At 70.6% G+C, this 26710-nt stretch carries 23 protein-coding genes; 13 read left to right on the top strand and 10 right to left on the bottom strand.

The window, feature by feature from the left end:
* The first annotated feature begins 92 nt into the window (after window positions 1-92).
* The gene (locus K8625_RS15730) at window positions 93-689 is read left to right on the top strand and encodes a tRNA-uridine aminocarboxypropyltransferase (RefSeq protein WP_141327100.1); all 597 of its coding nucleotides are present in this window, start codon (window positions 93-95) and stop codon (window positions 687-689) included.
* Window position 690: 1 nt separating this feature from the next.
* Here the strand turns inward: K8625_RS15730 and K8625_RS15735 are convergent, their stop codons facing one another.
* Window positions 691-1446, bottom strand: coding sequence for a bifunctional 2-polyprenyl-6-hydroxyphenol methylase/3-demethylubiquinol 3-O-methyltransferase UbiG (locus tag K8625_RS15735; RefSeq protein ID WP_223783145.1), 756 nt, complete (start codon window positions 1444-1446; stop codon window positions 691-693).
* A gap of 83 nt (window positions 1447-1529) precedes the next feature.
* Window positions 1530-2120 carry a DUF4291 domain-containing protein gene (locus K8625_RS15740; protein WP_223783146.1) on the bottom strand — a complete coding sequence of 197 codons (591 nt, stop codon included), beginning with the start codon at window positions 2118-2120 and terminating at the stop codon, window positions 1530-1532.
* A gap of 344 nt (window positions 2121-2464) precedes the next feature.
* Between K8625_RS15740 and K8625_RS15745 the strand changes: the two genes are divergently transcribed.
* The 3 genes from K8625_RS15745 (at window position 2465) to K8625_RS15755 (ending at window position 5198) form a co-directional block, all read left to right on the top strand.
* Complete coding sequence (locus tag K8625_RS15745) at window positions 2465-4687, top strand: M4 family metallopeptidase (protein WP_223783147.1); 2223 nt, start codon at window positions 2465-2467, stop codon at window positions 4685-4687.
* 115 nt (window positions 4688-4802) lie between these two features.
* Window positions 4803-5021, top strand: a complete 219-nt coding sequence (locus K8625_RS15750; protein ID WP_223783148.1) for a hypothetical protein — start codon at window positions 4803-4805, stop codon at window positions 5019-5021.
* 24 nt (window positions 5022-5045) lie between these two features.
* Complete coding sequence (locus K8625_RS15755) at window positions 5046-5198, top strand: hypothetical protein (protein WP_223783149.1); 153 nt, start codon at window positions 5046-5048, stop codon at window positions 5196-5198.
* 15 nt (window positions 5199-5213) lie between these two features.
* Here the strand turns inward: K8625_RS15755 and K8625_RS15760 are convergent, their stop codons facing one another.
* Window positions 5214-6896 (bottom strand): glutamine--tRNA ligase/YqeY domain fusion protein, encoded by a 1683-nt coding sequence (locus K8625_RS15760; protein ID WP_223783150.1) that lies wholly within the window; start codon window positions 6894-6896, stop codon window positions 5214-5216.
* Window positions 6897-6946: 50 nt separating this feature from the next.
* Window positions 6947-8050, bottom strand: a complete 1104-nt coding sequence (locus K8625_RS15765) for a glycosyltransferase (RefSeq protein ID WP_223746510.1) — start codon at window positions 8048-8050, stop codon at window positions 6947-6949.
* 220 nt (window positions 8051-8270) lie between these two features.
* Here K8625_RS15765 and K8625_RS15770 point away from each other — a divergent pair, with 220 nt between their 5' ends.
* Entirely contained in the window at window positions 8271-9167 is an 897-nt protein-coding gene (locus K8625_RS15770) for an alpha/beta hydrolase (protein WP_223783151.1), read from the top strand.
* A 10-nt stretch (window positions 9168-9177) separates the two neighbouring features.
* Here K8625_RS15770 and K8625_RS15775 read toward each other — a convergent pair whose 3' ends face one another.
* The gene (locus tag K8625_RS15775; RefSeq protein WP_223783152.1) at window positions 9178-9951 is read right to left on the bottom strand and encodes an arginyltransferase; all 774 of its coding nucleotides are present in this window, start codon (window positions 9949-9951) and stop codon (window positions 9178-9180) included.
* 192 nt (window positions 9952-10143) lie between these two features.
* Here K8625_RS15775 and K8625_RS15780 point away from each other — a divergent pair, with 192 nt between their 5' ends.
* The 3 genes from K8625_RS15780 (at window position 10144) to K8625_RS15790 (ending at window position 12843) form a co-directional block, all read left to right on the top strand.
* Window positions 10144-10398, top strand: a complete 255-nt coding sequence (locus K8625_RS15780; RefSeq protein ID WP_141327083.1) for a hypothetical protein — start codon at window positions 10144-10146, stop codon at window positions 10396-10398.
* A 148-nt stretch (window positions 10399-10546) separates the two neighbouring features.
* Window positions 10547-11398: a glycosyltransferase family 2 protein gene (locus K8625_RS15785; protein ID WP_223746507.1), complete on the top strand. Its 852-nt coding sequence runs from the start codon at window positions 10547-10549 to the stop codon at window positions 11396-11398.
* Window positions 11395-12843, top strand: a complete 1449-nt coding sequence (locus tag K8625_RS15790; protein ID WP_223783153.1) for a pyridoxal-dependent decarboxylase — start codon at window positions 11395-11397, stop codon at window positions 12841-12843. The genes K8625_RS15785 and K8625_RS15790 overlap by 4 nt, the downstream gene beginning before the upstream one ends.
* A gap of 54 nt (window positions 12844-12897) precedes the next feature.
* Here K8625_RS15790 and K8625_RS15795 read toward each other — a convergent pair whose 3' ends face one another.
* Complete coding sequence (locus tag K8625_RS15795; RefSeq protein ID WP_223783154.1) at window positions 12898-14214, bottom strand: carbamoyl-phosphate synthase; 1317 nt, start codon at window positions 14212-14214, stop codon at window positions 12898-12900.
* A gap of 133 nt (window positions 14215-14347) precedes the next feature.
* The gene (locus K8625_RS15800) at window positions 14348-15166 is read right to left on the bottom strand and encodes a methylase (protein ID WP_223783155.1); all 819 of its coding nucleotides are present in this window, start codon (window positions 15164-15166) and stop codon (window positions 14348-14350) included.
* A gap of 83 nt (window positions 15167-15249) precedes the next feature.
* Between K8625_RS15800 and K8625_RS15805 the strand changes: the two genes are divergently transcribed.
* The 4 genes from K8625_RS15805 to thrS all read left to right on the top strand — a co-directional run bounded on the left by K8625_RS15805 (window position 15250) and on the right by thrS (window position 20214).
* The gene (locus tag K8625_RS15805; RefSeq protein ID WP_223783156.1) at window positions 15250-16269 is read left to right on the top strand and encodes a hypothetical protein; all 1020 of its coding nucleotides are present in this window, start codon (window positions 15250-15252) and stop codon (window positions 16267-16269) included.
* A gap of 51 nt (window positions 16270-16320) precedes the next feature.
* The gene (locus K8625_RS15810; RefSeq protein ID WP_223783157.1) at window positions 16321-18183 is read left to right on the top strand and encodes an OPT/YSL family transporter; all 1863 of its coding nucleotides are present in this window, start codon (window positions 16321-16323) and stop codon (window positions 18181-18183) included.
* A gap of 181 nt (window positions 18184-18364) precedes the next feature.
* Window positions 18365-18745 carry a hypothetical protein gene (locus K8625_RS15815; RefSeq protein ID WP_223783158.1) on the top strand — a complete coding sequence of 127 codons (381 nt, stop codon included), beginning with the start codon at window positions 18365-18367 and terminating at the stop codon, window positions 18743-18745.
* Between the two features lie 236 nt (window positions 18746-18981).
* Window positions 18982-20214 carry a threonine--tRNA ligase gene (thrS, locus tag K8625_RS15820; protein ID WP_370641916.1) on the top strand — a complete coding sequence of 411 codons (1233 nt, stop codon included), beginning with the start codon at window positions 18982-18984 and terminating at the stop codon, window positions 20212-20214.
* 61 nt (window positions 20215-20275) lie between these two features.
* Here thrS and K8625_RS15825 read toward each other — a convergent pair whose 3' ends face one another.
* Entirely contained in the window at window positions 20276-20692 is a 417-nt protein-coding gene (locus K8625_RS15825; RefSeq protein WP_223746498.1) for a CBS domain-containing protein, read from the bottom strand.
* 211 nt (window positions 20693-20903) lie between these two features.
* Here K8625_RS15825 and msrB point away from each other — a divergent pair, with 211 nt between their 5' ends.
* The gene (gene msrB, locus K8625_RS15830) at window positions 20904-21326 is read left to right on the top strand and encodes a peptide-methionine (R)-S-oxide reductase MsrB (RefSeq protein WP_141327068.1); all 423 of its coding nucleotides are present in this window, start codon (window positions 20904-20906) and stop codon (window positions 21324-21326) included.
* 143 nt (window positions 21327-21469) lie between these two features.
* Here the strand turns inward: msrB and purL are convergent, their stop codons facing one another.
* Both purL and K8625_RS15840 read right to left on the bottom strand, forming a co-directional pair.
* A complete protein-coding gene (gene purL / locus K8625_RS15835; protein WP_223746497.1) occupies window positions 21470-25381 on the bottom strand; it encodes a phosphoribosylformylglycinamidine synthase in 3912 nt (1303 codons plus the stop codon).
* Window positions 25382-25544: 163 nt separating this feature from the next.
* The gene (locus K8625_RS15840) at window positions 25545-26708 is read right to left on the bottom strand and encodes an NAD-dependent epimerase/dehydratase family protein (protein ID WP_223746496.1); all 1164 of its coding nucleotides are present in this window, start codon (window positions 26706-26708) and stop codon (window positions 25545-25547) included.
* Window positions 26709-26710 lie beyond the last annotated feature (2 nt).

The raw sequence follows: 26710 nt of genomic DNA on the forward strand, positions 1-26710 counted from the left end.
CAATCACACCGGGGGAGCGGGCCGGGCCCCACCTCCCGGCGGGGCGAAACAACGCTTCTCTTCCGGGGGGCCACGGAACAGGATGTCGGAGGATGTCTTCGCGCGTTGCCCTCCGCCCCCGATGTGACCGCTGCTATCTCCCGTCGCACCTGTGTCTGTGCGCGGAGATTCCCCGCGTGCAGACGCGCACGCGGTTCCTCCTGGTGCAGCACGCGCTGGAGATCCGCAAGAAGAGCAACACCGGCCGGGTGGCCGCGCTCGCCCTCACCAACGCCACCCTCCTCACCCACGGCTCGCCCGCCGACGTCCTGGACAGCTCCCTGTTCGCCGAGCCCGGCACGTGGCTGCTCTTCCCGGACGGGCCCGAGCTCCCCGAGGACACCCCGCCGCCCCGGCAGGTGGTGGTGCTGGATGGCAGCTGGTCCCAGGCGCGGCGGATGAGCCAGCGGCTCCCCACGCTGCGCCTGCTCCCCCGGCTCGTGCTGCCACCGCCGCCCCCGGGAATGCTCCACCTGCGCGAGCCGAGCCACCCTGCGGGCATGTCCACCCTGGACGCGATAGCCCGCGCGGTGGAGCTGCTGGAGGGGCCCCAGACGGCGGCCCCCCTGGCGCGCCTCGCCCAGCTGCGCGTCCAGCGCATCGCCGAGTGCGGCTCGCTCAACCGCGAGGCGATGGGCCCCAGCCGCTGAGTCACGGCCTCGGGATGAGCACCATGTCCTCGTCCTGCTCCAGCTGGTAGGTGCCGTCCGGACGCAGGCAGGCCTCCGCGTGCAGGCGCAGCTTCCGGTCCATCTCCCGCGACGCCTCCGGCCCCATCGCCGCGAGCTGCTCGGCCGTGAAGCACCCCTCCAGCACGAAGAAGCGGCAGAGGGTGAACATCTCCTCGAAGGTGCGCGCGGTGAAGCCGCTCATCGCCGGGAGGACCTCGTGCGAGAGCGACATGCGCCCCAGGGTGTCCAGGAGCAGCTGCCCGAAGTTCAGCGTGTCGGCGAAGTCGCGGCACAGCTCGAACGTGGGCCCGCGCCCCGCCGCCATGATGATGAGGGCGTGGCCTCCGGGACGCACGAACGACAGGAGCCGGTCGATGAAGCCCGGCCAGTCCGAGGGCGGCACGTGGTACAGGACGTGGGAGCACAGGACCAGGTCGAAGCGCTCGGACGAATCGAACCGCTCGAAGGGCTCGATGAGCACCTTCGCCTTCTCCAGCCGCAGCTGCGCCACCTGCTCCGGGTTGGGTTCGAGCAACGTGAGCGAGCCGAAGCGCGTCGCCAGCGCCTGGGCCACCTTGCCGGAGCCCGCGCCCACGTCCAGGAGCGACGGCGCCTGGGACATGCGCGCAGACAAGCGCTCCTCGACGAGCCGCGCGATGTTCTCCGGATGGCGCGCGGTGGATGCGAGCAGACGGAACGCGGTGGCGTACTCCCGCGGGGACAGCGTGATTCCCATCGTCAGACCCCCAGCTCCAGTTGAACGGCCCCTCCCCCAGCCAGGGAAGGTGCCCCGAGCGTACAGCGGACGCTGCCCGCCGTTCACATCCCCAGTCGGCGCACCAGCTCCCGCGGCACCGGATAGACGGCCTCGCGGGGCAACAGCCGGGTGGCCTGCTCCGCGCGCCCCTCGTCCAGGTGCTTGCGCAGCTTGTGCACCAGCGGCGTCACGTCGGTGATGGAGACCACCCAGTCCTCCACGTAGCGCTGGATGATGGCGCGCCCCAGCCCCACCTGGATGCTGTCGTGCGGCAGCCCCGCGCCACGCAACGAGCGCTCCGGGTCCCACTGGACGTGGACGGGCGCCACCTCGAAGGCCTTCCTCCAGGCCTCCGGTGAGCCGTGGGCGCCGGGCTCGTACGCGGTGAGCACGCCCACCGCCAGCGCCGCCTCCCACCCCGCGCGGTGGATGCGCACCGCCAGGGTCCGCTCCTGCCCGCTCTTGCGCCCCCAGTTGGAGCGGTGCATCAGCCACAGGAAGCTGGGCTTGATCCAGGTCATCCGCCCCACGGAGAACGGCGGCCCGAAGCGCTGCGTCGCCACCGCCACGTCCGCGATGGCGTCCGGATAGGCCTGATACATCACGATGGAGCCCCGGTCGAAGTCCGCGCGAACCTCCCGCCGCGCGCTCATGACACCCGCCTCCACCCACATCCTCGTCGCATGACGCGCACCGTAGCAGCTTCGCGTCCTTTCATTCCCTGAGAATCCCAGACATGGCGGACCCTGTCCTGGAGTCCCAGACGAGCGGGTGATGGAACACGCGTTCCCAGGTCCTCCGGACACCGCGAGCGACCAACATCAGGCAACGGACGCTGTCGCGGAGGGAGGTGTTCAGGACAAGCAAACTCCGACGGGGAGGGAGAGGGCACTGCCGGGGCCTCGCGATAGATTGCGATGGGGTTGCCAGTACCGAATTCTCCTTCGGGTTGTGATTGCACAGGCTGGCGACTTCATCTCTCGCTGGGGGGTAGTGCATGTTTGTGAAACGGGGACGCGGTGTCCTGGGTGCCACGCTGTTGAGCCTGACACTGGGCGCCTGCACCGATGCCGACACACCGAAGGACCTACACGACGACGCCGCCACCCAGGCAGCAGCGGCCCTCGCCCAGGGCCATGAAGTCCTCTCCGCGGACCCGGACCAGGTCCCCACCTTCCTCCGAGGCAGGTTCGGTGAGGTCCCCACCGGCAAGCTCGCCCTCAAGGGACTTCAGACCCACTCCCTCGCGCCGGTGCTCGCCCGGGTGGCGCCGCTCTTCAAGCTCGACACCGAGCAGCTCTTCTTGAAGAAGGCCTACGTCGGCTCCGACGGGGACACGCACTACCGCTTCGGCGTGCGCTACCACGGCGTGGAGGTGCTGGGCGCGGAGCTGCGGCTGCACGCGCGCGACGGCCAGGTCTTCGCCGTCAACGGCAACGCGCGAGGAGGCCTTGCCGCCCTCCAGAGCGACCCCATCGGCGTGGACCTGGCGAAGGCCAACGCCCTGGCGGACAAGGGTTCGGTGCCGGGCCTCGTCGTCCGCAAGGCGCCCGCGCTCGTCTACTGGAGGGACCAGGACCAGCTCATCCTCTCCTGGCGGGTGCTGGTGACGGGCGCGAAGCAGGACGGCACGCCCGTGAAGGAGTCGGTGCTCGTCAACGCCCGCTCCGGCGAGGTGTTCGAGCGCTTCAACCACATCCACTCCGCGCTCGACCGCATCGTCTACGACGGCCAGAACACCAACGACCTGCCGGGGACGGTGGCGCGCCGGGAGGGAGAAGCGCCGCACGCGGACCCCGTCGTCAACGCGGCGTACGACAACACGGGCGCCGTCTGGCGCTGCTACAAGGAGCTGTTCGACCGGGACTCCTACGACGACCTCGGCGCGACGCTCCACTCCACCGTCCACCACCGCGTCAACTACGTGAACGCGTACTGGGACGGCGAGCAGATGGTCTTCGGCGACGGTGACGGCACCACCGCCATCAACCTGGCCTACGGCCTGGACGTCATCGCCCACGAGCTGACGCACGCGGTGACGGAAGTCGACTCGGACCTCATCTATTCGGGTGAGTCCGGCGGCCTCAACGAGTCCATCTCCGACATCTTCGGCGCCGTCTGCGAGTGGCACAGCGAGGGCAGGGTCATCAACGAGGGCACCTACCTGGTGGGCGAGGACGTGTGGACGCCCGAAGTCCCCGGCGATGCGCTGCGCTACATGAACAACCCCACCCAGGATGGGGACTCGCTGGACGACTACCACAACTACAGCAACGGCGTGGACGTCCACTACAGCTCGGGCATCTCCAACCTGGCCTTCTACCTGCTGGCCCAGGGCGGCACGCACCCGCGCTTCCCCACGCGCCCGGCCGTGACGGGCATCGGCATCGAGATGGCGGGCCGCATCTTCTACAAGGCCAACCGGGACCTGCTGATGCCCAACTCCACCTTCGACGCCGCGAGGATCGCCACCGAGCAGGCCGCCGTCCAGCTGGGCTACGACGCGTCCGTCGTCGCCTCCGTCGCCGCGGCCTGGAAGGCCGTGAACGTGGGCGTGGTGTTCGAGCCGACCGACCCCTTCGAGCTGGAGCGCAACGTGCCCGTCGTCCTCTCCGGCACGGCGAGCGGCGCCAAGGAGTACGGCTGGGCCGAGGTGCCCGAGGGCGCCACCAACCTGCGCTTCACCCTGTCCGGCACCACGGGCGACCCGGACCTGTACATCCGCCAGGGCAACTACCCCACGACGGGCCTCTATGACTGCCGGCCCTACCGCTCCGGCGCCAACGAGGAGTGCGTCTTCCCCACGCCCACCGCCGGCAAGTGGTACGCGATGGTCAACACCTATACGCCCTACACCAACGCCTCGCTGGTGATGAAGTTCGACGGCGGCTTCTTCCCGCTCGAGCCCAACGTGGTGGTGAGCGGACTGTCCGCCCCCGCCAATGGCAGCCATGGCTACATCGTGCAGGTGCCGGCGCGCGCGAACGGGAAGCCGCGCAGCGTCACCGTGCAGTTGCTGGGCGGCACGGGCAACGCGGACCTCTACGTGCGCATGGGGGCCATCCCCAACCATTACGAGTACGACTGCCGCGGCATGAAGGAGACCAACGCCGAGAAGTGCGTCATCCCCCAGGTCACCTCCGGCAAGCTGTATGTCTGGGTCGTCGGCGCGAAGGGCGGCTATCAGAACACCGCCATCCTCGTGTCCTATCCTCCCTGACACGTGACACCCGCCCTCGCGGCCTCCACCTCCGCCCGGACCGACGGGCGGCGGGGACGGCCGCGCGGGGCCCCACGTGTGTCCGCGCCCGGAGCGGGGCTACACTGCCGGGGTCATGCTCCCGCTGAACGACAGGTCTGGGTTGTCCCCCGAGGAGCGCTCGGCGCTGGAGCGGGAGCTTGGGCCGCTCACCCTGCTCCAGGACGTGGTGCGGTGGGGCTTCGCGAGCACGCCGCCGCGCGACGTGACCGAGGTCGTCGTCCAGGACGAGTTCACCCACGACGTGGTGCTGCCCTGGAAGGACGGGGGCTACCTCGTCTTCGACACCACCTGACTGGGCGGTGTGAATGCGGTCTCCGTGTGGGACCGTCGACCCAGCGCGGATGAGCTCCTGGACGCCCGGCTCCAGGCGGGCTGGACGCCCACGCCCACGAGCACCGTCGACGGGGACGTCATCCTGGGTCACGCCGCGTGCAGGGTGCCGCCCGGCAAGGGCCCGGCGACACCCTGAGCGTCCCGTCCGTGACTACTTGCCCTTCTCCTTCACCCACGAGTCCTTCAAGGACACGGTGCGGTTGAAGACGGGCTTGCCGGGCTGCGAGTCCTTCGGGTCCGCGAAGAAGTAGCCCAGCCGCTCGAACTGGAAGCGCGACTCCGGCGCCGCGTTGGCGAGCAGCGGCTCCACGCGCGCCGAGCGCAGCACCTCCAGGCTGTGCGGGTTCAGGAACGTGGTGAAGTCCGTCGCGTCGTCCGAGTCCGGGCTCTCCACGGAGAAGAGCCGGTCGTACAGGCGCACCTCCGCGGTGGGCGCGTTGCCCGGCACCCAGTGCAGCGTGCCCTTCACCTTGCGGCCATCCGGCGAGTCCCCGCCGCGCGTGGCCGGGTCATAGGTGCAGCGCAGCTCCACCACCTTGCCGTCCGCGTCCTTGATGACCTCCTTGCAGGTGATGAAGTACGCCGAGCGCAGGCGCACCTCCTTGCCCGGCGCCAGCCGGAAGAAGCCCTTGGCGGGGACCTCCATGAAGTCGTCCGCCTCGATGTAGAGCTCGCGCATGAACGGCACCTGGCGCGTGCCCATCTCCGGCTTCTGCGGGTGGTTCTGCACCTCCAGCATCTCCACCTGGCCTTCGGGGTAGTTCTCCACCACCACCTTGAGCGGCCGCAGCACCGCCATGGCCCGGGGCGCCGTCTCGTTCAGGTCCTCCCGGATGCACAGCTCCAGCACGCCCATGTCGATGAGCTGCTGCGTCTTGCTGACGCCCGCGCGCGTGGCGAAGTCGCGGATGGACGCGGGCGTGAAGCCCCGGCGGCGCAGGCCGCTGATGGTCATCATCCGCGGGTCGTCCCAGCCGGAGACGTACTTCTCCGTGACGAGCTTGAGCAGCTTGCGCTTGCTCATCACCGTGTAGTTGAGGTTCAGCCGGTTGAACTCGTACTGGTACGGCCGGTCCCCTTTGATGAGGCTGTCGACGATCCAGTCGTACAGCACCCGCCGGTTCTCGAACTCCAGCGTGCAGACGGAGTGCGTGATTCCCTCAATCGCGTCCGACAGGCAGTGCGCGAAGTCGTAGAGCGGGTAGATGGGCCACGCCTCGCCGGTGCGGTGATGGTGCGCGTGGCGGATGCGGTAGATGGGCGGGTCGCGCAGCACGGGGTTGGGCGACGCCATGTCGATTTTGGCGCGCAGCGTGTGCTTGCCGTCGGGGAACTCCCCGCCGCGCATGCGCGAGAACAGGTCCAGGTTCTCCTCCACGGAGCGGGTGCGGTACGGGCTGTCACGACCCGGCGTGGTGAAGTCGCCGCGGTACTCGCGAATCTCCTCCGGCGACAGGCTGCACACGTACGCCTTGCCCTGCTTGATGAGCTGCACGGCGAAGTCGTAGAGCTTCGGGAAGTAGTCGGAGGCGTAGAACTTGCGGTCCGCCCAGTCGAAGCCGAGCCACTTCACGTCGCGCTGGATGGCCTCGACGTAGTCGGTGTCCTCGGTGACGGGGTTGGTGTCGTCGAAGCGCAGGTTGCACAGCCCCTCGTATTGCTTCGCCAGTCCGAAGTTGAGGCAGATGGACTTGGCGTGGCCGATATGGAGGTAGCCGTTGGGCTCGGGCGGGAAGCGGGTGTGCACGCGTCCTGCGTGCTTTCCCGTGCGCCGGTCTTCCTCGATGATCTCCTGGAGGAAGTTCAGGCCCTGCGTTTCGTTCGTCGTCGTCATGATGGGGGCGAATCCTCGTGAAGCCGCCCGGGGCCGGCAAGGGATTCCTTTCAGAGCGAGTCCAGGAGCGCCTCCCAGGCCCCCAGCGCCTTGGCCGAGGACAGCTCCTCCGCGCGGGCCCGGGCCTTCCGGGCCAGGTCCTTGCGGTGCACCTCGTCCAAGACGGCTCGGGCCAGCGCCTGGGCCAGCGCCGGGGCGTCCTCCACTGGAACCAGCACGCCGTGCCGCCCATTCTCCAGCACCTCCGCGGGGCCGGACGGGCAGTCGGTGCTCACCACCGGGCACCCCAGGGCGAGCGCCTCCAGGAGCACCATGGGCAGCCCCTCGAACCGGGAGGACAGCGCGAACACCGCCGCGCGGCGCATCAGCGCGTGCGGATTGGACGCGAAGCCCGGCATGAACACGCTCGACTCCACCCCCAGCGAGCGCGCCAGCGCCTTCAATTCGGCCTCCAGCGAGCCCACCCCCAGGATGAGCAGGTGGTGGTCCACGCCCTCCTGGCGCGCCAGGGCATGGGCGCGGATGAGCACGTCGAAGCCCTTCTGGGGCTCCAGCCGGCCCACGGCGATGACCACCGGGCGCTCGAAGACGGGGCCCGCCCAGTCCGGCACCGGCCCGTCCGCGGCGGCGCGCACCACCTCCCCGTCCACGAAGTTGGGGATGACCTGCAGCCGCTCCTCGGGCACGGGGACCAGGGACTGGAAGGAGCGCGCCGTGTCATGGCCACACGCGACGATGCGCTGCATGCGCGGGTAGAGCAGCCGCAGGCCCCAGAGCTGGCGGCGCGGCTGCTCGCGGTGGAAGGCGCCCCAGTCGAAGTGGATCATCCCCACCACGGGCTTGCCGAGCAGCTTCCCGGCCAGGCAGGCCAACAGCGCCGCGCGCCCCTCCTGCCCCGCGACGATGACGTCCGCCTCGCGGGCATGGCGCAACAGGTGCCACAGGTACAGGGGCAGGTTCTGCCGGTGGTAGTCGTAGGAGTCGGTGGCCCAGGAGACCTCGGTGTTCGCGGGCAGCCGGTCCTCGCGCCCCGGTGGAGGTCGGTGGTGGAAGAACAGCCGGGTGGCGAAGCGCCGGGGGTCCAGCCCCGCGAGGACGTTGCACACCGAGCGCTCGATGCCGCCTCCGCCCAGGAACACGAGCGTGAACAGCACTCGCTTCCTCCCAGGGTCTTTCGAGGCGTCTCGTGGCACCGGCACCAGCATCCAGCCCCCCACTCCCTGAAGGCGGGTGCACCGTAACCCAAGGGTGTCACGGCCGCCAACAAGACGGACGGCTGCAACGTCTCCTGGCGACACATCGCGCGCATCCCGGCGTACGCTCTGCCGGCGCCCGGGCAGACCGCCGGGCTCTCCCGTCCTGTCACGCTCCGTGATGACCGCGCTCCGTCCACGACTCCTCGTCCCCCTGGTCCTGCTCCTCGGCGTGCTCGCGTCCGTGGGGCTGCTCGTCGTGAAGGGGCACCGCATCGGCCAGGGCCTGCTGCACCCGCCCCACGTGCCGGTGACGCGGCCGTCCGCCGCGCCGGAGCTGGACGCGATGCGGGACGTCGCCTTCACCAACGCGGACGGCCTGACGCTGCGCGGCTGGTACGTGCCCTCGCAGAACCGCGCCGCGGTGGTGCTGGTGCATGGCTTCGCGGACAACCGCGCGCAGCTGCTCTTCGAGGCCCGCGCGCTGGCCCGGGCCGGCTACGGCGTGCTGCTGTTCGACCTGCGCGCCCATGGGGAGAGCAGCGGAGACCGCGTGACGTGGGGAGACCTGGAGCGCCGCGACGTGACGGCCGCGCTGGACTTCGTGGCGGCGCGGCCGGACGTGGACCCCGCCAGGCTGGGGCTCTTCGGCTTCTCCATGGGCGGCACCACCGCGCTGCTGGTGGCCGAGCACGACGCGCGCGTGAAGGCGGTGGCCGCCGCGGGCGCGTACCCCGCCCTGGAGGCGGACGTGTACTCGGGCTACGGCAGGTGGGGCGCCTTGAGCGCGGAGCCGGTGCTGTGGACGCTGCGCCGCGCGGGCGTGGACGTGGACGCGGTGCGCCCCATCGACGGCATGTGCCAGCTGAAGGGCCGCCCGCTCCTGCTCGTCAACGGCGACGTGGACCCGGACGCGCCCGCCAAGCTCCAGGCCAGCCTGTTCCGCGCGGCCTGCGAGCCCAAGACGCTGTGGGTCGTCGAGGGCGCGGGCCATGGCGAGTACGCCCGCGTGGCCCCGGAGGAGTACGCGCGCCGGCTCCGCGAGCACTTCGACCGGGCGCTGTTGGGCGCGGGCTGACCCACGCGGCTCAGGGCCCGGCGCCGGACTCCGGCTCCGGCGCGTCCGACGCGGGCACCCAGGTGGGCTCGGCGTCCAGCGCGGGCCGCCCCTCGAGCAGCTCGTGCGGACGGAAGCCGCCCTTGTAGCGCAGCGACGCGCACGCCTGGACGCGGAAGCCCAGGTACACGTGGGGGATGCCCCGCGCCTTGGCCAGCTCCACCTGGAACACCACGTTGGCCGTGCCCGGGGACAGCCGCGCGTAGTCCGGGTCGTAGAAGAAGTACACCGCGCTCCACGCGCGCGGCGTCTCGTCGCAGATGCCCAGCGCCACCAGCCGGGGGCCGCCCTCCGCCGCGTCGTCGTACCAGGCCACCTCGCGCGCGGAGGGGTGCGGGAAGGAGAACTGGAGCGAGTACTCGCGCACCGTGAGCGGCGAGGGCTCCCACTCCCGTGCGGCCTCGCGCTCCGCGTGCCAGGCCCGGTAGAGCGCCAGCCGCTCCTCGTCGGCCCTGGGGACGCCCACCTCCACCCGCAGGTGGGCGCACGCGGCCCGGGCGCGGCGCTGGCTGCGGTTGGGCCGGAAGCCCTCCACCGGGACGCGCAGCGACACGCACTCCTGGCAGTCCGCGCAGGCGGGCCGGAAGTACACCGGCCCGAAGCGCCGCCAGCCGCGCACCAGCAGGTGCTCGTACTCCTCCGGCGACACGTCCCGCAGCACCAGGTTCTCCAGCGAGGCCTGCCGCTCGGGCAGGTAGCTGCAGGGGCGCGGGGGCTCGACGTCGTGTGCCAGCAGGAGGGCCATTTGCGTCCATGTTCCTGTCCGGCCCTCGGTCCGGCGTCAAGTCGCCGGAGGGCTCCAGGACGCCCACCGTGGCCGGCGGGCCACGCCCCGCACGCCCTCCTGTCACGCGTCCGACGGCCCCCCGCCCTACCAGGTCCATGGCATGACGACTGCAACCGCTCCCCGTCAACCCCCACGCGAAGGCGGAAGCACATGGCGAGAGACTGCCTGCAGCCCTGGATGGACCGGCTGGCCCATGTCGACGTGGAGGTCCAGGACACCTCGCCCCGCGCCCGGCTGGGGGGCCGCGAGTGGGATGGCCAGGGCCTGGCGATGCGGCGCCCCCGAGTGGAGGCCCGCCTCGCGGAGCAGGACATCGTTGCCCCACGGACGGCGATTTCCCGGCAGGTCGAGCAGGACCCCGGGTGGGATTCCGACGACTTCGATTTCGCGGTGGCGAGCTACTGACGCCCGCGCCGCTTCTCAAGCTCATCCATTTTGAGAACGCACGTTCCCGCAACCCTTGCGCGTGGAGCAGGCGTGCGCGCAAGCCTGGCGGCGGCGCCAACCCGGAGGCGTCTTCTCAGGCCCCGGCGCGAACGCATATAAGCCTGACATGTCCGCAATCGATGTCTCGGTGGTGATGCCCACCCACCGACGAGAGAAGGAAGTGGTGGAGGCCATCCGCTCGGTGCTCCGCCAGGAGGGGGTCCACGTCGAGGTCATCGTGTTGGATGACACGCCGGAGGGCACCGCCCGGGCGTCGGTGGAGGGGCTGGGCGACTCTCGCGTGCGCTACGTGGTGAACGACCCGCCGTCCAAGGGGCGCCCCGCTGTGGTGCGGAACCACGGCGTGACGCTCGCCCGGGGCCGCTACCTGCACTTCCTGGACGACGACGACATGCTCGCCGACGGCGCACTGCACGCCATGGTGAGCGCGCTGGACGCGCGGCCCGACGCGGGCGTGGCGGTGGGCTGGGTGGTGCCGTTCGGTGACGACGCGGACTGGCTCAAGGACAAGAGCGAGTACTTCCAGTGGGCGGCCAAGGTGGGCGCCAGCACGCCCAACAGCGCGTGGACGGTGGCGCACATCCTGTTCCGCGGGACGCTGTACGTGAACTCCGCGTGCATGGTGCGCCGCGAGCACTTCGCGACGCTGGGCGGCTTCGACGCGTCCATCCCCGTCTACGAGGACGTGGACTTCTACCTGCGCGGCATCCGCGCCTTCGGCCACGTCTACGTGGACCGCCCCATCCTGCACTACCGCACCGGCCGGCCCTCGCTGATGCACAACCTGGGCAAGGACGGCACGCTGGTGATGCAGTCCAACGAGATGATCCACGGCAAGTACCGCAAGACGAACGGCGCGCTGGAGTACCGCGCGCTGCAGCTGCTCATGCGGACCCTGCCGTTCGACATCGCCAAGAAGCTGCCCTTGTGGCTGCCCAAGCAGGGCCGGGTCTCATGAGCTTGAAGAGTCGGTTCGTCGGCACGGCCAAGCGTCAGGTGAAGCAGACGCTCAGGCCCGTGCTCCAGCGGGCCATGGCGCCCGCGCGCACGCAGATTCCCGCGTCGTACTGGGGGCTGCAGCACGTCCCCGGCCAGGGGCTGAGCCTGGAGGGCGTGGCGCTCAAGTCGCTGGTGCAACGCTTCGGCTCGCCGCTGCACGTGGTGCACCTGGCGGCGCTCCAGCGCAACGTGGAGCGCTTCCTCGCGGTGCCCCCGGGGCGCGCGGGCGGGTGCGAGGTGTTCTACTCGTACAAGACGAACCCGATCCCCGGCGTGCTGGAGGTGCTGCACGGGATGGGCGTGGGCGCCGAAATCATCTCCGCCTACGAGCTGTGGCTGGCGCTGCGGCTGGGCGTCGCGCCCGAGCGCATCGTCTACAACGGCCCGGTGAAGTCGGAGGCCTCGGTGCGCGAGGCCATCGGCCGGGGCATCCAGCTGCTCGCCGCGAACCACGCGGAGGAGCTGGGCCTGTTCGCGCGCGTCGCGGCGGAGCTGGACCAGCGTCCGCGCGTGGCGGTGCGGGTGAGCACGGACAGCGGCTGGGCGGCGCAGTTCGGCACGCCCATCGCGGGCGGCGCGGCGCTCCGGGCGTATGCGCAGGCGCGGGCGTCGTCGCACCTGGACGTGGTGGGCCTGCACGCGCACCGGGGCGCCACCATCCGCACCGAGGGCGAGCTGACGGGCTTCGTGGAGGCGGTGCTCGGCTTCACGGACACGCTGCACCAGGAGCTGGGGCTGGACCTGGAGGTGCTGGATCTGGGCGGCAGCCTCTGCACGCCGTCGGTGGAGCACATCGCCGAGCGCGACTGGCGCCTCAACCTCACCTTCTTCCGGGACGTGCCGGCGCCGGACCCGGCGGCATCGCTGGACATCTCGCGCTACGTGGCGCTCGTGGTGGAGATGGTGGAGTCGCACTACGCGAGGAAGGGGCGCGCGCGACCGCGCATCTTCCTGGAGCCGGGCCGCGCCATGACGGGCGACACGCAGCTCTTGCTCGGCAGCGTGCACACGCTCAAGGCGGGCGAGGACCGGACGTGGGCGGTGCTCGACGCGGGCGTGAACCATGCCGAGTGCGTGCGCAACGAGTACCACCAGCTCTTCCACGTGGACCGGCCGGACGCGCCCGCCGAGCGCGTCTACACGGTGGTGGGCCCCATCTGCACGCCGGGCGACACGCTGTACCACGCCAAGCGGCTGCCCCAGCTGGTCGAGGGTGACACGCTGGCCATCATGGACGCGGGCGCGTACTTCGTGCCGTTCGCGACGTCCTTCTCGTATCCGCAGCCGGCCATCATCGCGCTGGACGGCGGCGAGGCGCGGCTGTTGCGCCGGGCGGAGACGTTCGAGGACCAGGTGGCGCTCGACACGGTGGCGAAGAGCCCGGGCAAGCCCGAGGCGGCCTGAGCGCTGCGTCGAGGTCCGCCGCCCGTGCGCTGACACACGGGCGGCGAGGGCCTGCTAGCGGTTGAGCACCATCATCCGCAGGAAGGCGCGCGGGTGGCGCGCGGAGCCGTAGAGGATCTGCGCCACCTCCACCGCGGACGGCATCGGGTCATCCGAGTCGATGAGCGGGTCCACCGCCACCTGACGGTGCGTCCGCAGCCAGCGTCGCCACTGCTTCGCCTCGTCGGCGGGCAGCGCGCCGGACAGCCGCTGGAGGTTGAGCAGCATCTCCAGGGCGATGCGGTTGCAGAACACCTCGCCGCGTCCGGTCCACGCGCGCGCCGACTGCCCCACGCGCGCCAGCGCGTCAAAGTCACCCAGCGCCGCGTGATAGGCCATGAGCGGCAGCGGCAGCCCGCGCGCGATGTCGAAGCCCATCTGCCCGTAGTAGCGCGGGTTGAAGTCGATGAGCAGGAAGTCGTCCTTCGTCTGGATGAACTCCACCTCGAAGACGCCGTGGTAGCCCAGCTTCGCGCACAGCTTGCGCAGGCCGTCGGCCAGGTCCTGGCGCACCGGCGCGGACTCGAAGCACACGCCCACGCCCAGCCGGCGCGGACGCTGGAGCACCTTCATGGCGCCGCGCACCTCGAACAGCGCGCCCGTGCGGTCCACGAAGCCCGACAGGCTGTAGATGCCCTGGGCCGCCTCGGGGTGGAACTCCTGCACCATGGGCCGCGCCACGGCCGGGTCGAACTTCACCAGCATGGGCGCGTAGCCGTCGCGCGCGAAGGCGCGGTACTCCTCCACGAGCTGCGAGGGCTCCGCGACGGGCAGGCCCTTGCGGTGCGTGGAGTAGAGGATCTGCGTCGTCGGCTTGATGAGGACGGGGAAGCGCGCCTCGCGGGAGATGCTCTCCAGGTCCGCCTCGGACTCGGGGAACCAGGTGCGCGGCAGCGTCAGCCCCACCGACTGGCCCGCCTCGAAGAGCTTGCGCTTGTTGAGCAGCCCGTAGACGGCGTCGATGCCGGGGTCGTAGAGGTGGAAGTAGCGCGACAGCTCCTTCGCGTGCACGGACACCAGCCACGCCAGCTCGTCGCTCGTCGGATACAGCACGTGGCTCATGGGCGCCCGGGCTCCGAAGTCGAGGAGCCACGCGAGGAACGCCTCGGGCTGGGACTCGGGAGGGCACTGCACGCGCTGTCCGACGAAGCGCGACCAGCTCGCGGGGCCCAGCCGTCCGGGGTCCGCCACGGTGACGCGGATGCCATTGCGCCCGAAGCACCGCGCGGCGGCGAGCGTCCCATAGAAGCCAGCGGAGAAGAGCAGCGCGGCCGGCCGCTCTCCCACGCGCTCTGTCGCCGACTGCTGCACCTTCACGTCTTCTGCCTGCACCTGTGCTGTCTCCCGTTGGAGGGCCCCACACCATATCCGCCCCCTCCGCCATTTGCCCCTCCCTCTTCGCGGCGCTTGATTGGAGGGCGAATCATCTGGGGTGGATGGGGATGGGGTTGCCCGGCCCCATGCGTCAGGACGCCACACCTGTCGGCGGCCGCCATAGCAGGTAACCGGAGTCGAGCAGCCATGAGTCCGTGGAGACGCCGTCCACCTGATGACACAAACGTGAGACAGACTCGCGGAAGGCATCCGCGGGCGCGGAGTGGCCGGCGTCGCGAGCCTGTTTCCACGCGTCGACCCAGGACATGAAGAAGGCGTGGATGGGCTCACCGGGACGCACGCGGCGGCGCAAGTCACGCGGCAGCCAGTCGCGGAACAAGAGCGGCGCGAAGCCCTGGCGGAAGTCGGTGTGGAAGAGCAGGGCCTCGCGAGCGGGCGGCGACTCGGGAGCGCTGTCGGAGCGACGCAGCAGGTGCGCGGTGAGAACGGAACCCTCCGGGTCCGAGCTGCCCTCCACGAGCAGCCCCGAGGGGAGCAGGAAGCGGCTGAGCGCGTGGTGCACCTCGGCGACGCGCTCCACGGGTCCCTGTCGCAGGAGGTTCATGGCCCGCACGAGGCGGGCGGGCTCCTCCGGGGACAGCGGCAGCGCGAAGCCGCCTTGACGGAAGTAAGTGCGAGGCCCCGCGTGGGCCTGGGCCGCGAGGGCCCGCGCGTCATCGAGCTCCACGCCGATGACGACGAGCTCGGGGTGGAGCGCGCGAAAGGCGCTGGCGCTCTCGAGCGTCGTCCACGGATGTTCGCCGAAGCCCACGTCCACGAAGACGGCATGGGCCCACGGACCGTCGACGCGTGACAGCAAAGTGGGCTCGAAGCGGCACAGGAAGGCATCGAGCGCGCGCAGCCTTCCGGGTGCGGTGCGCCCCCGCGTCTTCGCGTCGAGCGTGGACATGTCCTGGTCTTCGATGAGGCGGCCCCATCGCGTCAAGCACCCCGGTTTTCGTCTGGAGCGCGGAGGCTTTAGGCTCCACCTCCGTGCGCCCCGCGTCCGCCCTCACCTGCCCCGGCTGTCAGGCGCCCCGAGTGCAGGGGGCCGAGTGTCCTCGCTGCGGTATCATCTACGCCCGCGCCGAGGCCCGCGCCGCGCGCAAGGCCGAGGAGGAGCGCGCCCAGCGCGAGGCCGCCGAGCAGGCCCCCGCGCCCTTCGAGGTCGACCCCGCGTGGCTCGCGCCTCCGGAGCTGCGCTCGGAGGTCCTGCCCGCGAGCACACCGTCAATCGACGCGGGTGAGGAGGACGCCGTCCACGAGCTGCGCCTGCGCCTCGTCGTCGTGCCCCTGGCATTGCTGGTGGGCTATCTGGTGGCCACCGGCTCCGCGCGCTTCATCGTGCGGCTGCTCACCATGTACGTCCACGAGGTCGGGCACGCGGTCACCGCATGGCTGTGCGGCATCCCCGCCATCCCGGCCCCGTGGGTCACGCCCACGGGCTCCGAGCGCTGGTACTCGCTGGCGGCGATGCTCGCGGGAGCCCTCGGCTTCTGGGCGTGGCGCGGCTGGAAGCTGCGCCGCTGGGACTGGATGGCCTGGAGCACGGCGCTGCTCGTCGCCCAGGCCTTCTGCACGCTGGTCATCCCCCTGTGGCGCACCGAGGTGTTCATCGTCTTCGGCGGAGACGCGGGGATGCTGATTCTGGGCACGCTCCTGGTCGCGTCCTTCCACGCCCGGCCCGGCGGCCACCTCCACGCGAGAGGCCTGCGCTGGGGCTTCGTCTTCATCGGCGCGCTCGCCTTCTGGGACGGCTTCCACACCTGGTGGCGAGCGCGGACCGACGCCGAGGAGATCCCCTTCGGCCGCATGGAGGGCGTGGGCCTGAGCGACCCGAGCCGACTGGTCGAGGACCACGGCTGGTCCGAGGGTGACCTCATCCGTCGCTACGTCACGCTCGGCATCGCCTGCCTCGTGACCCTGGCCGTCTTCCACGGCCTCCAAATCTGGAAGGAGCGGGCCCGGCTTCGCGCCGCCCTGCGAGCGCTCCCCTTCTTGAATGGGCGATGAAACGTCCCGGGTTGTGACAGCGGCGTGGAACGCCGGTAGCCTCCCGGCCCAATGGCATCTCCCGTCCAGCCGCTCCCCCACCCGGAGCCCCCCTCGTCCTCGACGCCCCCCGACTCCGACAACCTCCAGCCGCGCTTCGGCTGGCTGCCTCCCGTCGGGACCTGGAAGTACCACCTGCTCTTGAGCGCGGTGGCCCTGTTCATCCTCGGGCCCCTGGGTGGCATCGCCGCGTCGTACATGAACTTCAGCGTGGGCTTCTTCGTCGGAGGCCAGGTGCTCGCCGGCATCCTCGGCAGCGCCGTCACGTACGGCTACGGCGCGGAGGGCAAGCACGGCGCCAACTACATGCAGACGATGGCCGCGTCGGTGGCCTCGCTGTGCGCCATGTCGGTGCTCATCCAGGCCATGGTGTGGCTGGGCATGGAGATGCCGCCCGCGTGGCACCTGATGCTCTTCGTCGGCTGCGTGGGCATGTTCGCCGTGGGCGTGGGCATGCTCTACACGCCGCTGCTCGTGGACCGGCTGCAGCTCGACTACCCGTCGGGCTTCGCGGTGGCCAACATCCTGCGCGCGCTGACCGACAAGCGGCTGCTCAAGGCCTCCATCTCCAAGCTGGGCGGCGGCACGCTGCTGGGCGCCATCGCCGCGTGGATGACGGAGAAGATCGCCGTCGTGGCCGCCATCGGCACCAGCGCCGCCACGCTGGGCGCGGGCATGATTGTCGGCAGCCGCATCACCATCCCCGCGGTGTTGATGGCCGTCATCGGCGCATGGCAGGTGCCGCACCTGCGTGAAATCGGCTGGCTCGGCCCCGAGGACCCCTTCCGCAAGATTGGCTTCCTCATCGGCCTGGCGATGATCTGCGGCGCCGCGGTGGTGGACCTGTCGCTGCTCGCGGTGCAGGCCGTGGCGCGCGTGAAGGCCCGGGCCGACGCGCCGAAGGACGACGAGCCCGCGTGGAAGAAGGTCAACCTGCCCCGGCTCTTGGCCTGGGTCCTCGGCTGGGGCGCGGCGACGTTGGTGGTGGGCACCGCGGTGCTGGGTCAGCCCCTGGGCTGGCTGCTCTTCGGCCTCGCGCTGGCGCTGCTGTTCGTGCTCATCAACGGCATCTCCTACGGCATCACCGACCAGAACCCCATCTCCAGCGCGTTCGTCATCTCCATCATGATGATGTCGCTGCTGGGCCTGAAGAACCCGCTGGTGGCGCTGATGGCCGCGACCATCCTGCTCATCTCCACCTCCGTGGGCTGCGACATGCAGCAGGACCGCTCCACCGGATGGCGCCTGGGCACCAACCGCGTCATCCAGTTCCGCTACCAGGTGATGGGCGTCATCATGGGCGCCCTGCTGTGCGTGGGCCTGGCGCGCGTGTTCATGACCGCCTACCCCGCGCTCGCCATCAACCAGCTCGACAACCCCAACGCCGAGGTGGGCCAGTGGGGCTCGGCGATGACGTACAAGCTGGTGGGCGCCATCCGCGACCTGGGCTCGCTGTCGGACACCAAGGTGAAGGCGATGCTGCTCGGCCTGGGGCTGGGCTTCGGCATCCAGGCGCTGCGCAAGGTGCTGCACGCCAACCCGGGCTACCAGCGCTACATCAAGGGCTCGCGCGCGGGCTTCGCGGTGGGCTGGACCATGGACTCGCTGGTGCTGGCCAGTCCGTACGCGTCCTCCTTCGGCGGCTTCGTGGCCTTCCCCGTGGCGCTGTGGTTCGGCGCGGGCGGTGTCATCGCGTCCGTGTGGAACACCGTCACGAAGAAGCGCGCGCCGGCGGCCGCGGGCAGCCCCGCACAGGGCGAGGCGCTCCCCGAGGACATGAGCACCATGTCCCTGGCGGGCGGAGGCCTCATCGCGGGCGAGTCGCTCTTCTTCCTCATCGCCGGAATGATTGGCCTCGCGTCGCTGCTGGCGTGAGTCGAAGTCACGGGCGCTGGGGGCTCGACGCTCCCGGCGCCGCTGGCTGTGGACAGACGTCCGTTCGCGAGCACTTCACCGCGGGACACCGCTCGCATCAATACGAGCTCTCATGGAAAAACGAGGAACCGACCCACATGGGTCGCAGGTGGTTCCACGTCGTTCTTCCGCGGGAGTTCTCATGAAGCGCGCATTCGTGATGCTGGTGGCGATTCTTGGTGTCTCGTTGCTGGCCTGTGGTGGCGAGGCGCTCGAGGTGCAAGTCGATGAAGGCCCGGCGGACGTCGAGCTGGCGCAAACCAGCCAGGAGCTCGTCACCTGTACGACGGCCTGCGCGAACGGGACGTTCATCTCCTGCACGGGAAGCACCTGCAGCACCTTCGAAGGAAGGAGCGTGACGTGTGACGGGGTCAGGAAGGACTGCCCGCCGGCGGTGTGTCCGGGCGACTATCGCTCGTGCTCGGCGATGGATGGACAGAGCTGCCGGAGCGGCACGCAGCCGTGCTGCCGTGGCGATGTCGAGGGCTATTGTTACTGCATCGCCGGCCGCTACGACTGCTGAGTCCCCTGACCCGTGAGGGGTTGCCCGCGGGTCTGGTTGACAATTTCCAGACCCGCTTGCATCTTGTTCCGCGTGAGCATCGTCAACGTCACCACGACCACCCGCACCACGACTCGCTACGGCGAGGTGTGGAGCGGTGCGCGTCGTGAAGTGAGCTGACGACCGCACGGCTTCTCGCCCCGCCTTCACCGGCCGGGGCAACCGTGTGTTCGCTCAGCGCTCCGTCCGGCAAGGCAATTCCAACCTTCCGTAACGGAGACGAAGCAATGCTCGACGAAAACGACCACCGAGCCCTCGGCCAACGCCTGGACCTCTTCCACCTGCAGGAGGAGGCAGCGGGAATGGTCTTCTGGCACCCCCGAGGGCTCTTGTTGTTCCGCCTGCTGGAGGAGCACATCCGCCAGCGCATGCAGCGCGAGGGCTACCTCGAGGTCCGTACGCCGCAGCTCTACGCGCAGCCCCTGTGGGAGCGCAGCGGCCACTGGGAGAACTTCCGCGAGAACATGTACCTCGTGGAGGACGGCGGGCGGCCGCTCGCGCTCAAGCCGGTGAGCTGCCCGGGCCACATCGAGCTGGTGCGGCGCATGTCCCTGAGCTACCGCGACCTGCCCCTGCGCATGAGTGAGTTCGGACTGGTCCACCGCAGCGAGCCGGGCGGCGCGTTGCATGGCCTGTTCCGGCTGCGTCAGTTCACGCAGGACGACGGGCACATCTTCTGTGCCCCCGAGCAAGTGGTGGAAGAGGTCGTGAACTTCGCGCGCTCGCTGCGCGAGTTCTACGCGGGCCTGGGCTTCCACGACGTCCAGGTGGCCTTCTCCGGGCGTCCCGCCTCCCGCGCGGGGAGCGACGCCGTCTGGGACCAGGCCGAGGCCTGGCTCTCGGACGCGGCGAGACAGGCGGGGTTGGAGTGCAAGTACCAACCGGGTCAGGGGGCCTTCTACGGCCCCAAGCTGGAGTTCGTCTTGAAAGACAGGCTGGGGCGCGAGTGGCAGTGCGGGACGATTCAGCTCGACCTCGTGCTGCCCGAGCGCTTCGACCTGCGCTACCAGGACTCCCAGGGCCTGCGGGTCCGTCCGGTGATGCTTCACCGCGCGCTCCTGGGCAGCCTGGAGCGGTTCATCGGCGTGCTGCTCGAGCACCACCAGGGCGCCCTGCCCGCGTGGCTCGCGCCCGAGCAGGTGGTGGTGGCGCCCGTGGGTGACGCCGCGCAGGAGTACGCGCGCGACGTCGCCTTCAGCCTGCGACGGGCGGGCTGCCGCGTCCGCGTGGACGCGCGACAGGAGTCGCTGTCGCGCAAGGTGCTGGACTCGCACCAGGGAGGTGTCCCCTGGCTCGTGGTGGTGGGCGCGCGCGAGGTGCAGGCGAAGGGCCTGCGCCTGCGACAGCGGGATGGCGCCCAGCGGGACGTGTCGTGGGACGCGGGCCTGGCGGAGCTGGTGTCCGCGTGTGTCCCCGGAGTCCCGGCGTGATGAAGCCCCGAGGGGCGCGAGGGCGGTCTGCTCCTCGCGCCCCTCGGTTCCTGGAGGACGGCTACGCGTGTTGCAGGTGCTCCAGCACCACGCCGGCGCGCAGCACCTCCGCGGGCACGGTGGCCAGGTCATCCAGGCTCAGGATGCCCAGCGGGCGACGGGCCTCGTCCACCACGACGAGCCGGCGCACCATCTTGTCCTCCATCATCTGCTCGGCCACATCGAGCCCCGCGTCCGGCTCGCAGGTGATGAGGGCTGTCGTCATCACCTCACGCACGCGCGTGGTGTTGGGGTCCTGGCCCAGGGCGGTGGAGCGCACGGTGATGTCGCGGTCCGTCAGCATGCCCACCAGTTGTCCGCCCTCGGTGACGGGGAGCGCGCCGATGTTGCATTCGCGCATCCGCAGGGCGGCGACCCGCAGCGGCTCGTCCGCCTCGATGGTCTCCACGTTCCGCGTCATCAGTTCGAAAATCCGCATGGCGCCTCCGCTGACGGGTTGAGGGTAGGACTGCGTCCTTAACCATGAGGTCGGCGCGGCCCTCCGGCAGGAAGGCACCCGGGCTCGGCGGAGCAGCGGGCGGGCACACGGCCGCCGTCATTCCAGGTTGGCCAGCGAGCGCGACGATTGGGCAGGATGCGCATCTGACTGAAGCTCCCGGGCGTGGACCCGGGCAAAGGAGCGTGACGGCATGGTCGACAAGCTCACCCTCAGCGATGCGCAGTGGCGCGAGCGCCTGACGCCCGAGGAGTACGACGTCCTGCGCAGGCACGGCACGGAGCGTCCGGGCTCGGGGTGCTTCCTGGGCACGAAGACGCCGGGCACCTATGTGTGCGCCGGCTGTGGCAATCCGCTGTTCAAGTCGGGCACCAAGTTCGAGTCCGGCACCGGCTGGCCGTCCTTCACCCAGGCGGTGGGACCGGACGCGGTGACGCAGATCGATGACCGCTCGTACGGAATGGTCCGCACCGAGGTGCGCTGTGCCCGCTGCGACGGCCACCTGGGGCACGTCTTCCCCGACGGCCCCCCGCCCACCGGCCTGCGCTACTGCATGAACTCGGTGGCGATGAAGCACGTGCCCGAGGGCCAGCCGCTGGAGCTGGTCCGGGCGTAAGCGCCGCCCCCCGGCCCCGCTCGGTTCATCGAGCCCGGGCCGGGTGTTCGTCGCGAGCGCGGAGCAGGAGCGGGGACGACCTGACACCTGCCGAAACCTCGGCCCTGGCTCGCGACATCGAGCCGGGACCTTCTGACAGCGCCTCAGCCCAGCCAGGCGCGGGCGTTGCGGAACATGCGCATCCACGGGCCGTCATCGCCCGTCCACTCGCGGGGCCGCCACGAGTGCTGCACCAGCCGGTGGACGCGCTCGGGGTGCGGCATCGTCACGGTGAAGCGGCCGTCCTTCGTGGTGACGCCCGCGATTCCGTGCGGCGAGCCGTTCGGGTTGGCCGGGTACGTCGACGCCACCTGGCCGTGGTTGTCCACCCAGCGCGTGGTGATGAAGCCCGAGCCGTTGACGCGCGAGGCCTCCGCGTCGTCGGAGAACTCCGCGCGCCCCTCGCCGTGCGCCACGGCGATGAGCATCCGGCTGCCCTCCATGCCCTGGTAGAAGAGCGACGGCGTGCGGGCAATCTCCACCAGCCCCAGCCGCGCCTCGTACTGCTCCGAGGCGTTGCGCACGAAGCGCGGGAAGTGCTCCGCGCCGGGGATGATGTCCTTGAGCCCGGACATCATCTGGCAGCCGTTGCAGATGCCCAGCCCGAAGCTGTCCGAGCGCGCGAAGAAGCCGGCGAACTCGTCGCGGGCGCGCGGGTTGAACAGGATGGACTTGGCCCAGCCGCCACCCGCGCCCAGCACGTCTCCGTAGGAGAAGCCGCCGCACGCCAGCACGCCGTGGAAGTCCTTCAGCGACACCCGGCCCGCGAGGATGTCGCTCATGTGCACGTCCACCGCGAGGAAGCCCGCGCGGGTGAACGCCGCCGCCATCTCCTGCTGGCTGTTGACGCCCTGCTCGCGCAGCACCGCCACGCGGGGACGCGCGCCCTTGCCCACGAAGGGCGCGGCCACGTCCTTGGACACGTCGAACGTCAACAGCGGCGACAGGCCCGGGTTGGACGCGTCGCACTTGGCCGCGTACTCCTGCTCCGCGCACAGCGGGTTGTCGCGCAGCTTCTGCAGCTCGTAGCTGACGCGCGACCAGACGCGGCGCAGGTCCATGGTGCCCTCGGACAGGAGCACCCGCTCACCGTGCCGGACACGGACCTCCAGCTTCGGCGTGGGCCGCCCCAGCTCGTGGCAGTGCACCCCCAGCCCGTGCTGCTCCAGCACCTCGCACACGCGCGCCACGTCGCCCGCGCGCACCTGGACCACCGCGCCCAGCTCCTCGTTGAAGAGCGCCGCCACCGCGTCGGGCCCCAGCTTCGAGAGGTCCACGTCCACGCCGCAGCGGCCCGCGAAGGCCATCTCGCACAGCGTGGCCCACAAGCCACCGTCGGAGCGGTCGTGATAGGCGAGCAGCCGCCCCTCGGAGCTCAGCGCCTGCACCGCCGAGAAGAAGCCCGCGAGCAGCGCGGGGTCCTCCACGTCGGGGACCTTGGGGCCCACCTGCGCGTGCGTCTGCGCGAGGATGGAGCCGCCCAGCCGCTGCTGCCCGCGCGCCAGGTCCACGAAGACCAGCCGCGTGTCCAGCTCCACGTCCACCAGCTGCGGCGTGAGCGACTTGCGCACGTCCAGCACCGGCGCGAAGGCGGAGATGATGAGCGACACCGGGGACGTCACGGTCTTCTTCTCGCCGCCGTCCTGCCACACGGTGCGCATGGACATCGAGTCCTTGCCCACGGGGATGGTGAGCCCCAGCGCCGGACACAGCTCCATGCCCACCGCGTTCACCGCGGCGTAGAGCTGCGCGTCCTCACCCGGGCTGCCCGCCGCCGCCATCCAGTTGGCGGACAGCTTCACGTCGGACAGCTTGCCGATGCGCGCCGCGGCGATGTTGGTGAGCGCCTCGCCCACCGCCATGCGCGCGGAGGCCGCCGCGTCCACCACGGCCAGCGGCGTGCGCTCGCCCATGGACATCGCCTCGCCCGTGGTGCTCGTCACCGTGGACAGCGTCACCGCGCAGTCGGCCACCGGCACCTGCCACGGGCCGACCATCTGGTCCCGGGCCACCTGCCCCGACACCGAGCGGTCGCCGATGGTGATGAGGAACGACTTGTCCGCCACCGTCGGGTGGCTCAGCACGCGCTCGGCCATGGACTTCAAGTCCGAGGGCAGCGACAGCGGGGCGTGCTCCAGCGCGCGCGTGGTCGCGTCGCGATGCATGCGCGGCGCCTTGCCGAACAACACGTCCATCGGCAGGTCGATGGGCGGCGTGCCCAGCCGCTCGTCGGACAGCTTCAGCACCTGGGACTCGGTCGCCTCGCCCAGCACCGAGAAGGGCGCGCGCTCGCGCTCGCAGAACGCGGTGAAGCGCGCCAGGTCCTCCGGCGCCACGCCCAGCACGTAGCGCTCCTGGGCCTCGTTGCACCAGATTTCGAGCGGCGACATGCCCGGCTCCGCGTTGGGCACCGCGCGCAGCTCCAGCCTCCCGCCCAGCGCGTTGTCGTGCGCCAGCTCCGGCAGCGCGTTGGACAGGCCGCCCGCGCCCACGTCGTGGATGGAGCGGATGGGGTTCTTCTCGCCCAGCGCGCAGCACTGGTCGATGACCTGCTGACACCGCCGCTCCATCTCCGCGTTGTCCCGCTGCACGGAGGCGAAGTCGAGGTCCGCCGCGCTCGCGCCCTGCGCCATGGAGGACGCCGCGCCGCCGCCCAGGCCGATGAGCATCGCCGGGCCGCCCAGCACGATGAGCTTGTCACCGGGCTGCAGCTGGCCCTTCTTCACGTGCTCGGCGCGGATGTTGCCCAGGCCGCCGGCGATCATGATGGGCTTGTGGTAGCCGCGCACCTCCACGCCCTCGGGCGTGGACACCTGCGCCTCGAAGCTGCGGAAGTAGCCCGCGAGGTTGGGCCGGCCGAACTCGTTGTTGAACGCGGCCCCGCCCAGGGGGCCATCCATCATGATGTCCAGCGCGGAGACGATGCGGTCCGGCTTGCCGTAGGGCTGCTCCCACGGCCGCTCGTGGCCGGGGATGCGCAGGTGGCTGACGGTGAAGCCCGTCAGGCCCGCCTTCGGCTTCGCGCCGCGACCGGTGGCGCCCTCGTCGCGAATCTCTCCGCCCGCGCCGGTCGCCGCGCCTGGGTACGGCGAAATCGCCGTCGGGTGATTGTGCGTCTCCACCTTCACCATGATGTGGGACGGCTCGCGCACCGTGCCCCACTCGCCCGTGTCCGCGTCCGGGAAGAAGCGGTCCACCGTGAAGCCCTCGATGACGGCCGCGTTGTCCTTGTAGGCGGACAGCACGCCTTCCTGGTGCTGGGCGTAGGTGTTCTTGATGGCCTGGAAGAGCGAGCGCTCCTGCGGCTTGCCGTCCAGCGTCCAGCTGGCGTTGAAGATCTTGTGCCGGCAGTGCTCGCTGTTGGCCTGCGCGAACATCATCAGCTCGACGTCCGTGGGGTTGCGCGAGAGCTCCGTGAAGCGCGCCACCAGGTAGTCGATTTCATCGTCCGCGAGCGCCAGCCCCAGCTCGCGGTTGGCCCGGTCCAACGCGCCCTTGCCGCCGCCCAGGATGTCCACCGTGGTGAGCGGCCGGGGCTCGTGCGTGGAGAACAGCACGGCCGCGTCCTCCATCCGCGTGAGCACCGCCTGCGTCATCCGGTCGTGCAGCACCGGCGCGAGCGCCTCCACCTGCTCGCGCTCCAGCGGACGTCCCTGGGGACCCGCCACGAAGTACGCGAGGCCGCGCTCCAGCCGGCGCACCTTCGCGCCCAGGCCGCAGTTGTGGACGATGTCCGTCGCCTTCGAGGACCAGGGAGAGATGGTGCCAGGACGCGGCACGACGAGCAGCAGGCTGCCCGCGCGCTCGCCCGAGGGGACCCTGGGGCCATACTCGAGGAGCTGGCCGAGCATCGCCTGCTCGTCACCGGACAGGGGCTCCGGGGCGTCGAGGAAGTGCACGTGCTCCGCGTAGACGGACGACACGGAGGGCACCTGCTCGCGGCACTGCGCGAGCAGCTTGGCGAGCCGGAATTCGGAGAGGACGGGAGCGCCGCGCAGGAAGTGCATGCTGGACATGGGAAAGGGTAGGCCCTGGGTAACAGCCGGGGCGTCCTTATCACCGTGTGTCGCGAGGGCGAGCACAGACTTCGTGCCAGCCCGCTCGCTGCCCGGACGGACAGGGGGCACGGTGGGTGCCCCTCACACGTCAGCGCTGGCGCGGCACGTAGGAGAGCCGGAATTACCCGCCCTTGCCGGAAGCTGCGGGCACGGGCTTCGGCGCCTCCTGGGCATTGCGCCACAGCGCGAGCAGCTCCGCTTCACGCTCCCGTGGCAGGCCCGCGCGCGGCTTGTCGCGCCGCTCCTGTGGCAGGCCCTTGAAGTACGCCAGCGTGTCGCGGACGGTGACGTCCACGGGACGGAACGTGAGCCCGGCCTTCACCGCCTTCGCGTTGGAGCGCAGGTGCGTGCCCGCGCTGGTGCCGGTGGGCGGCATGTAGATGGGCAGCCTCACGTCGCCCGTCTCGCCCTGCTTCTCCAGGAACTCCGCGGGCACCCACGTCACCTTCGTGTCCTTGCCCGTCACCTTCCGACAGGTGTCGAGCATGGCGCCCATCGACCACGCCTCCGCGGGCCCCACGGCGTTGAACACGCCGTTCACCTGGCCCTCGATGAGCAGCACCAGCCACTCGGCCAGGTCGCGCACGTCGATGATCTGCAGCGGGTCCTTCGGCGAGCCGGGCGCCAGCATCTCCCCGCCCTGGTCGAAGCGCACGGGCCAGTACGTGAAGCGGTCCGAGCGGTCATCCGGTCCGACGATGTAGCCCGGGCGGATGTTGGCCACGCGCCCCGGCAGCGCCGCCTCGGCGGCCTCCTCGCACGCGCGCTTGAGCCCGCCGTAGAACTCGTAGTCCTTGCCCATCGTCTCCACGTTGGGGTCCGCGAGCGTCGCGGTGGGGCCGCGCTCGTCCTCGCCCGGCGTCTTGTCGCTGGCGTACGCGGAGACGCTGGAGATGAAGACATACTGTTTCACGTTCGGCGCCAGCAGCGCCGCCGACGCGCGGACCATGCGCGGGTAGTACCCGGACGTGTCCACCACCGCGTCCCACTTGCGGCCCTTCAGCGCCTTCAGGCCCTCGTCCTTGTCGGGGTCTCTATCGCCGCGCAGCTTCTCCACGTCGGGGAAGAGCTCCGGGCGTGTCCTGCCGCGGTTGAAGAGTGTCAGCGAGTGGCCTCGCGCCCGCGCGGCCTCCACCACGGCGGGCCCGAGGAAGCCCGTGCCTCCCAGGATGAGGATGCGCTTCTTCGCCACCTTCTTCGGCGCGGCCAATGACTCGGGCCCGAGCGCGAGCAACGACGCACCCGTGGCGGAATACACCAGGAACTTCCTACGCGAGGTCTTCATGA

The sequence above is a fragment of the Myxococcus sp. AS-1-15 genome (assembly GCF_020037055.1).
In the GTDB taxonomy this organism is placed as follows: domain Bacteria; phylum Myxococcota; class Myxococcia; order Myxococcales; family Myxococcaceae; genus Myxococcus; species Myxococcus fulvus.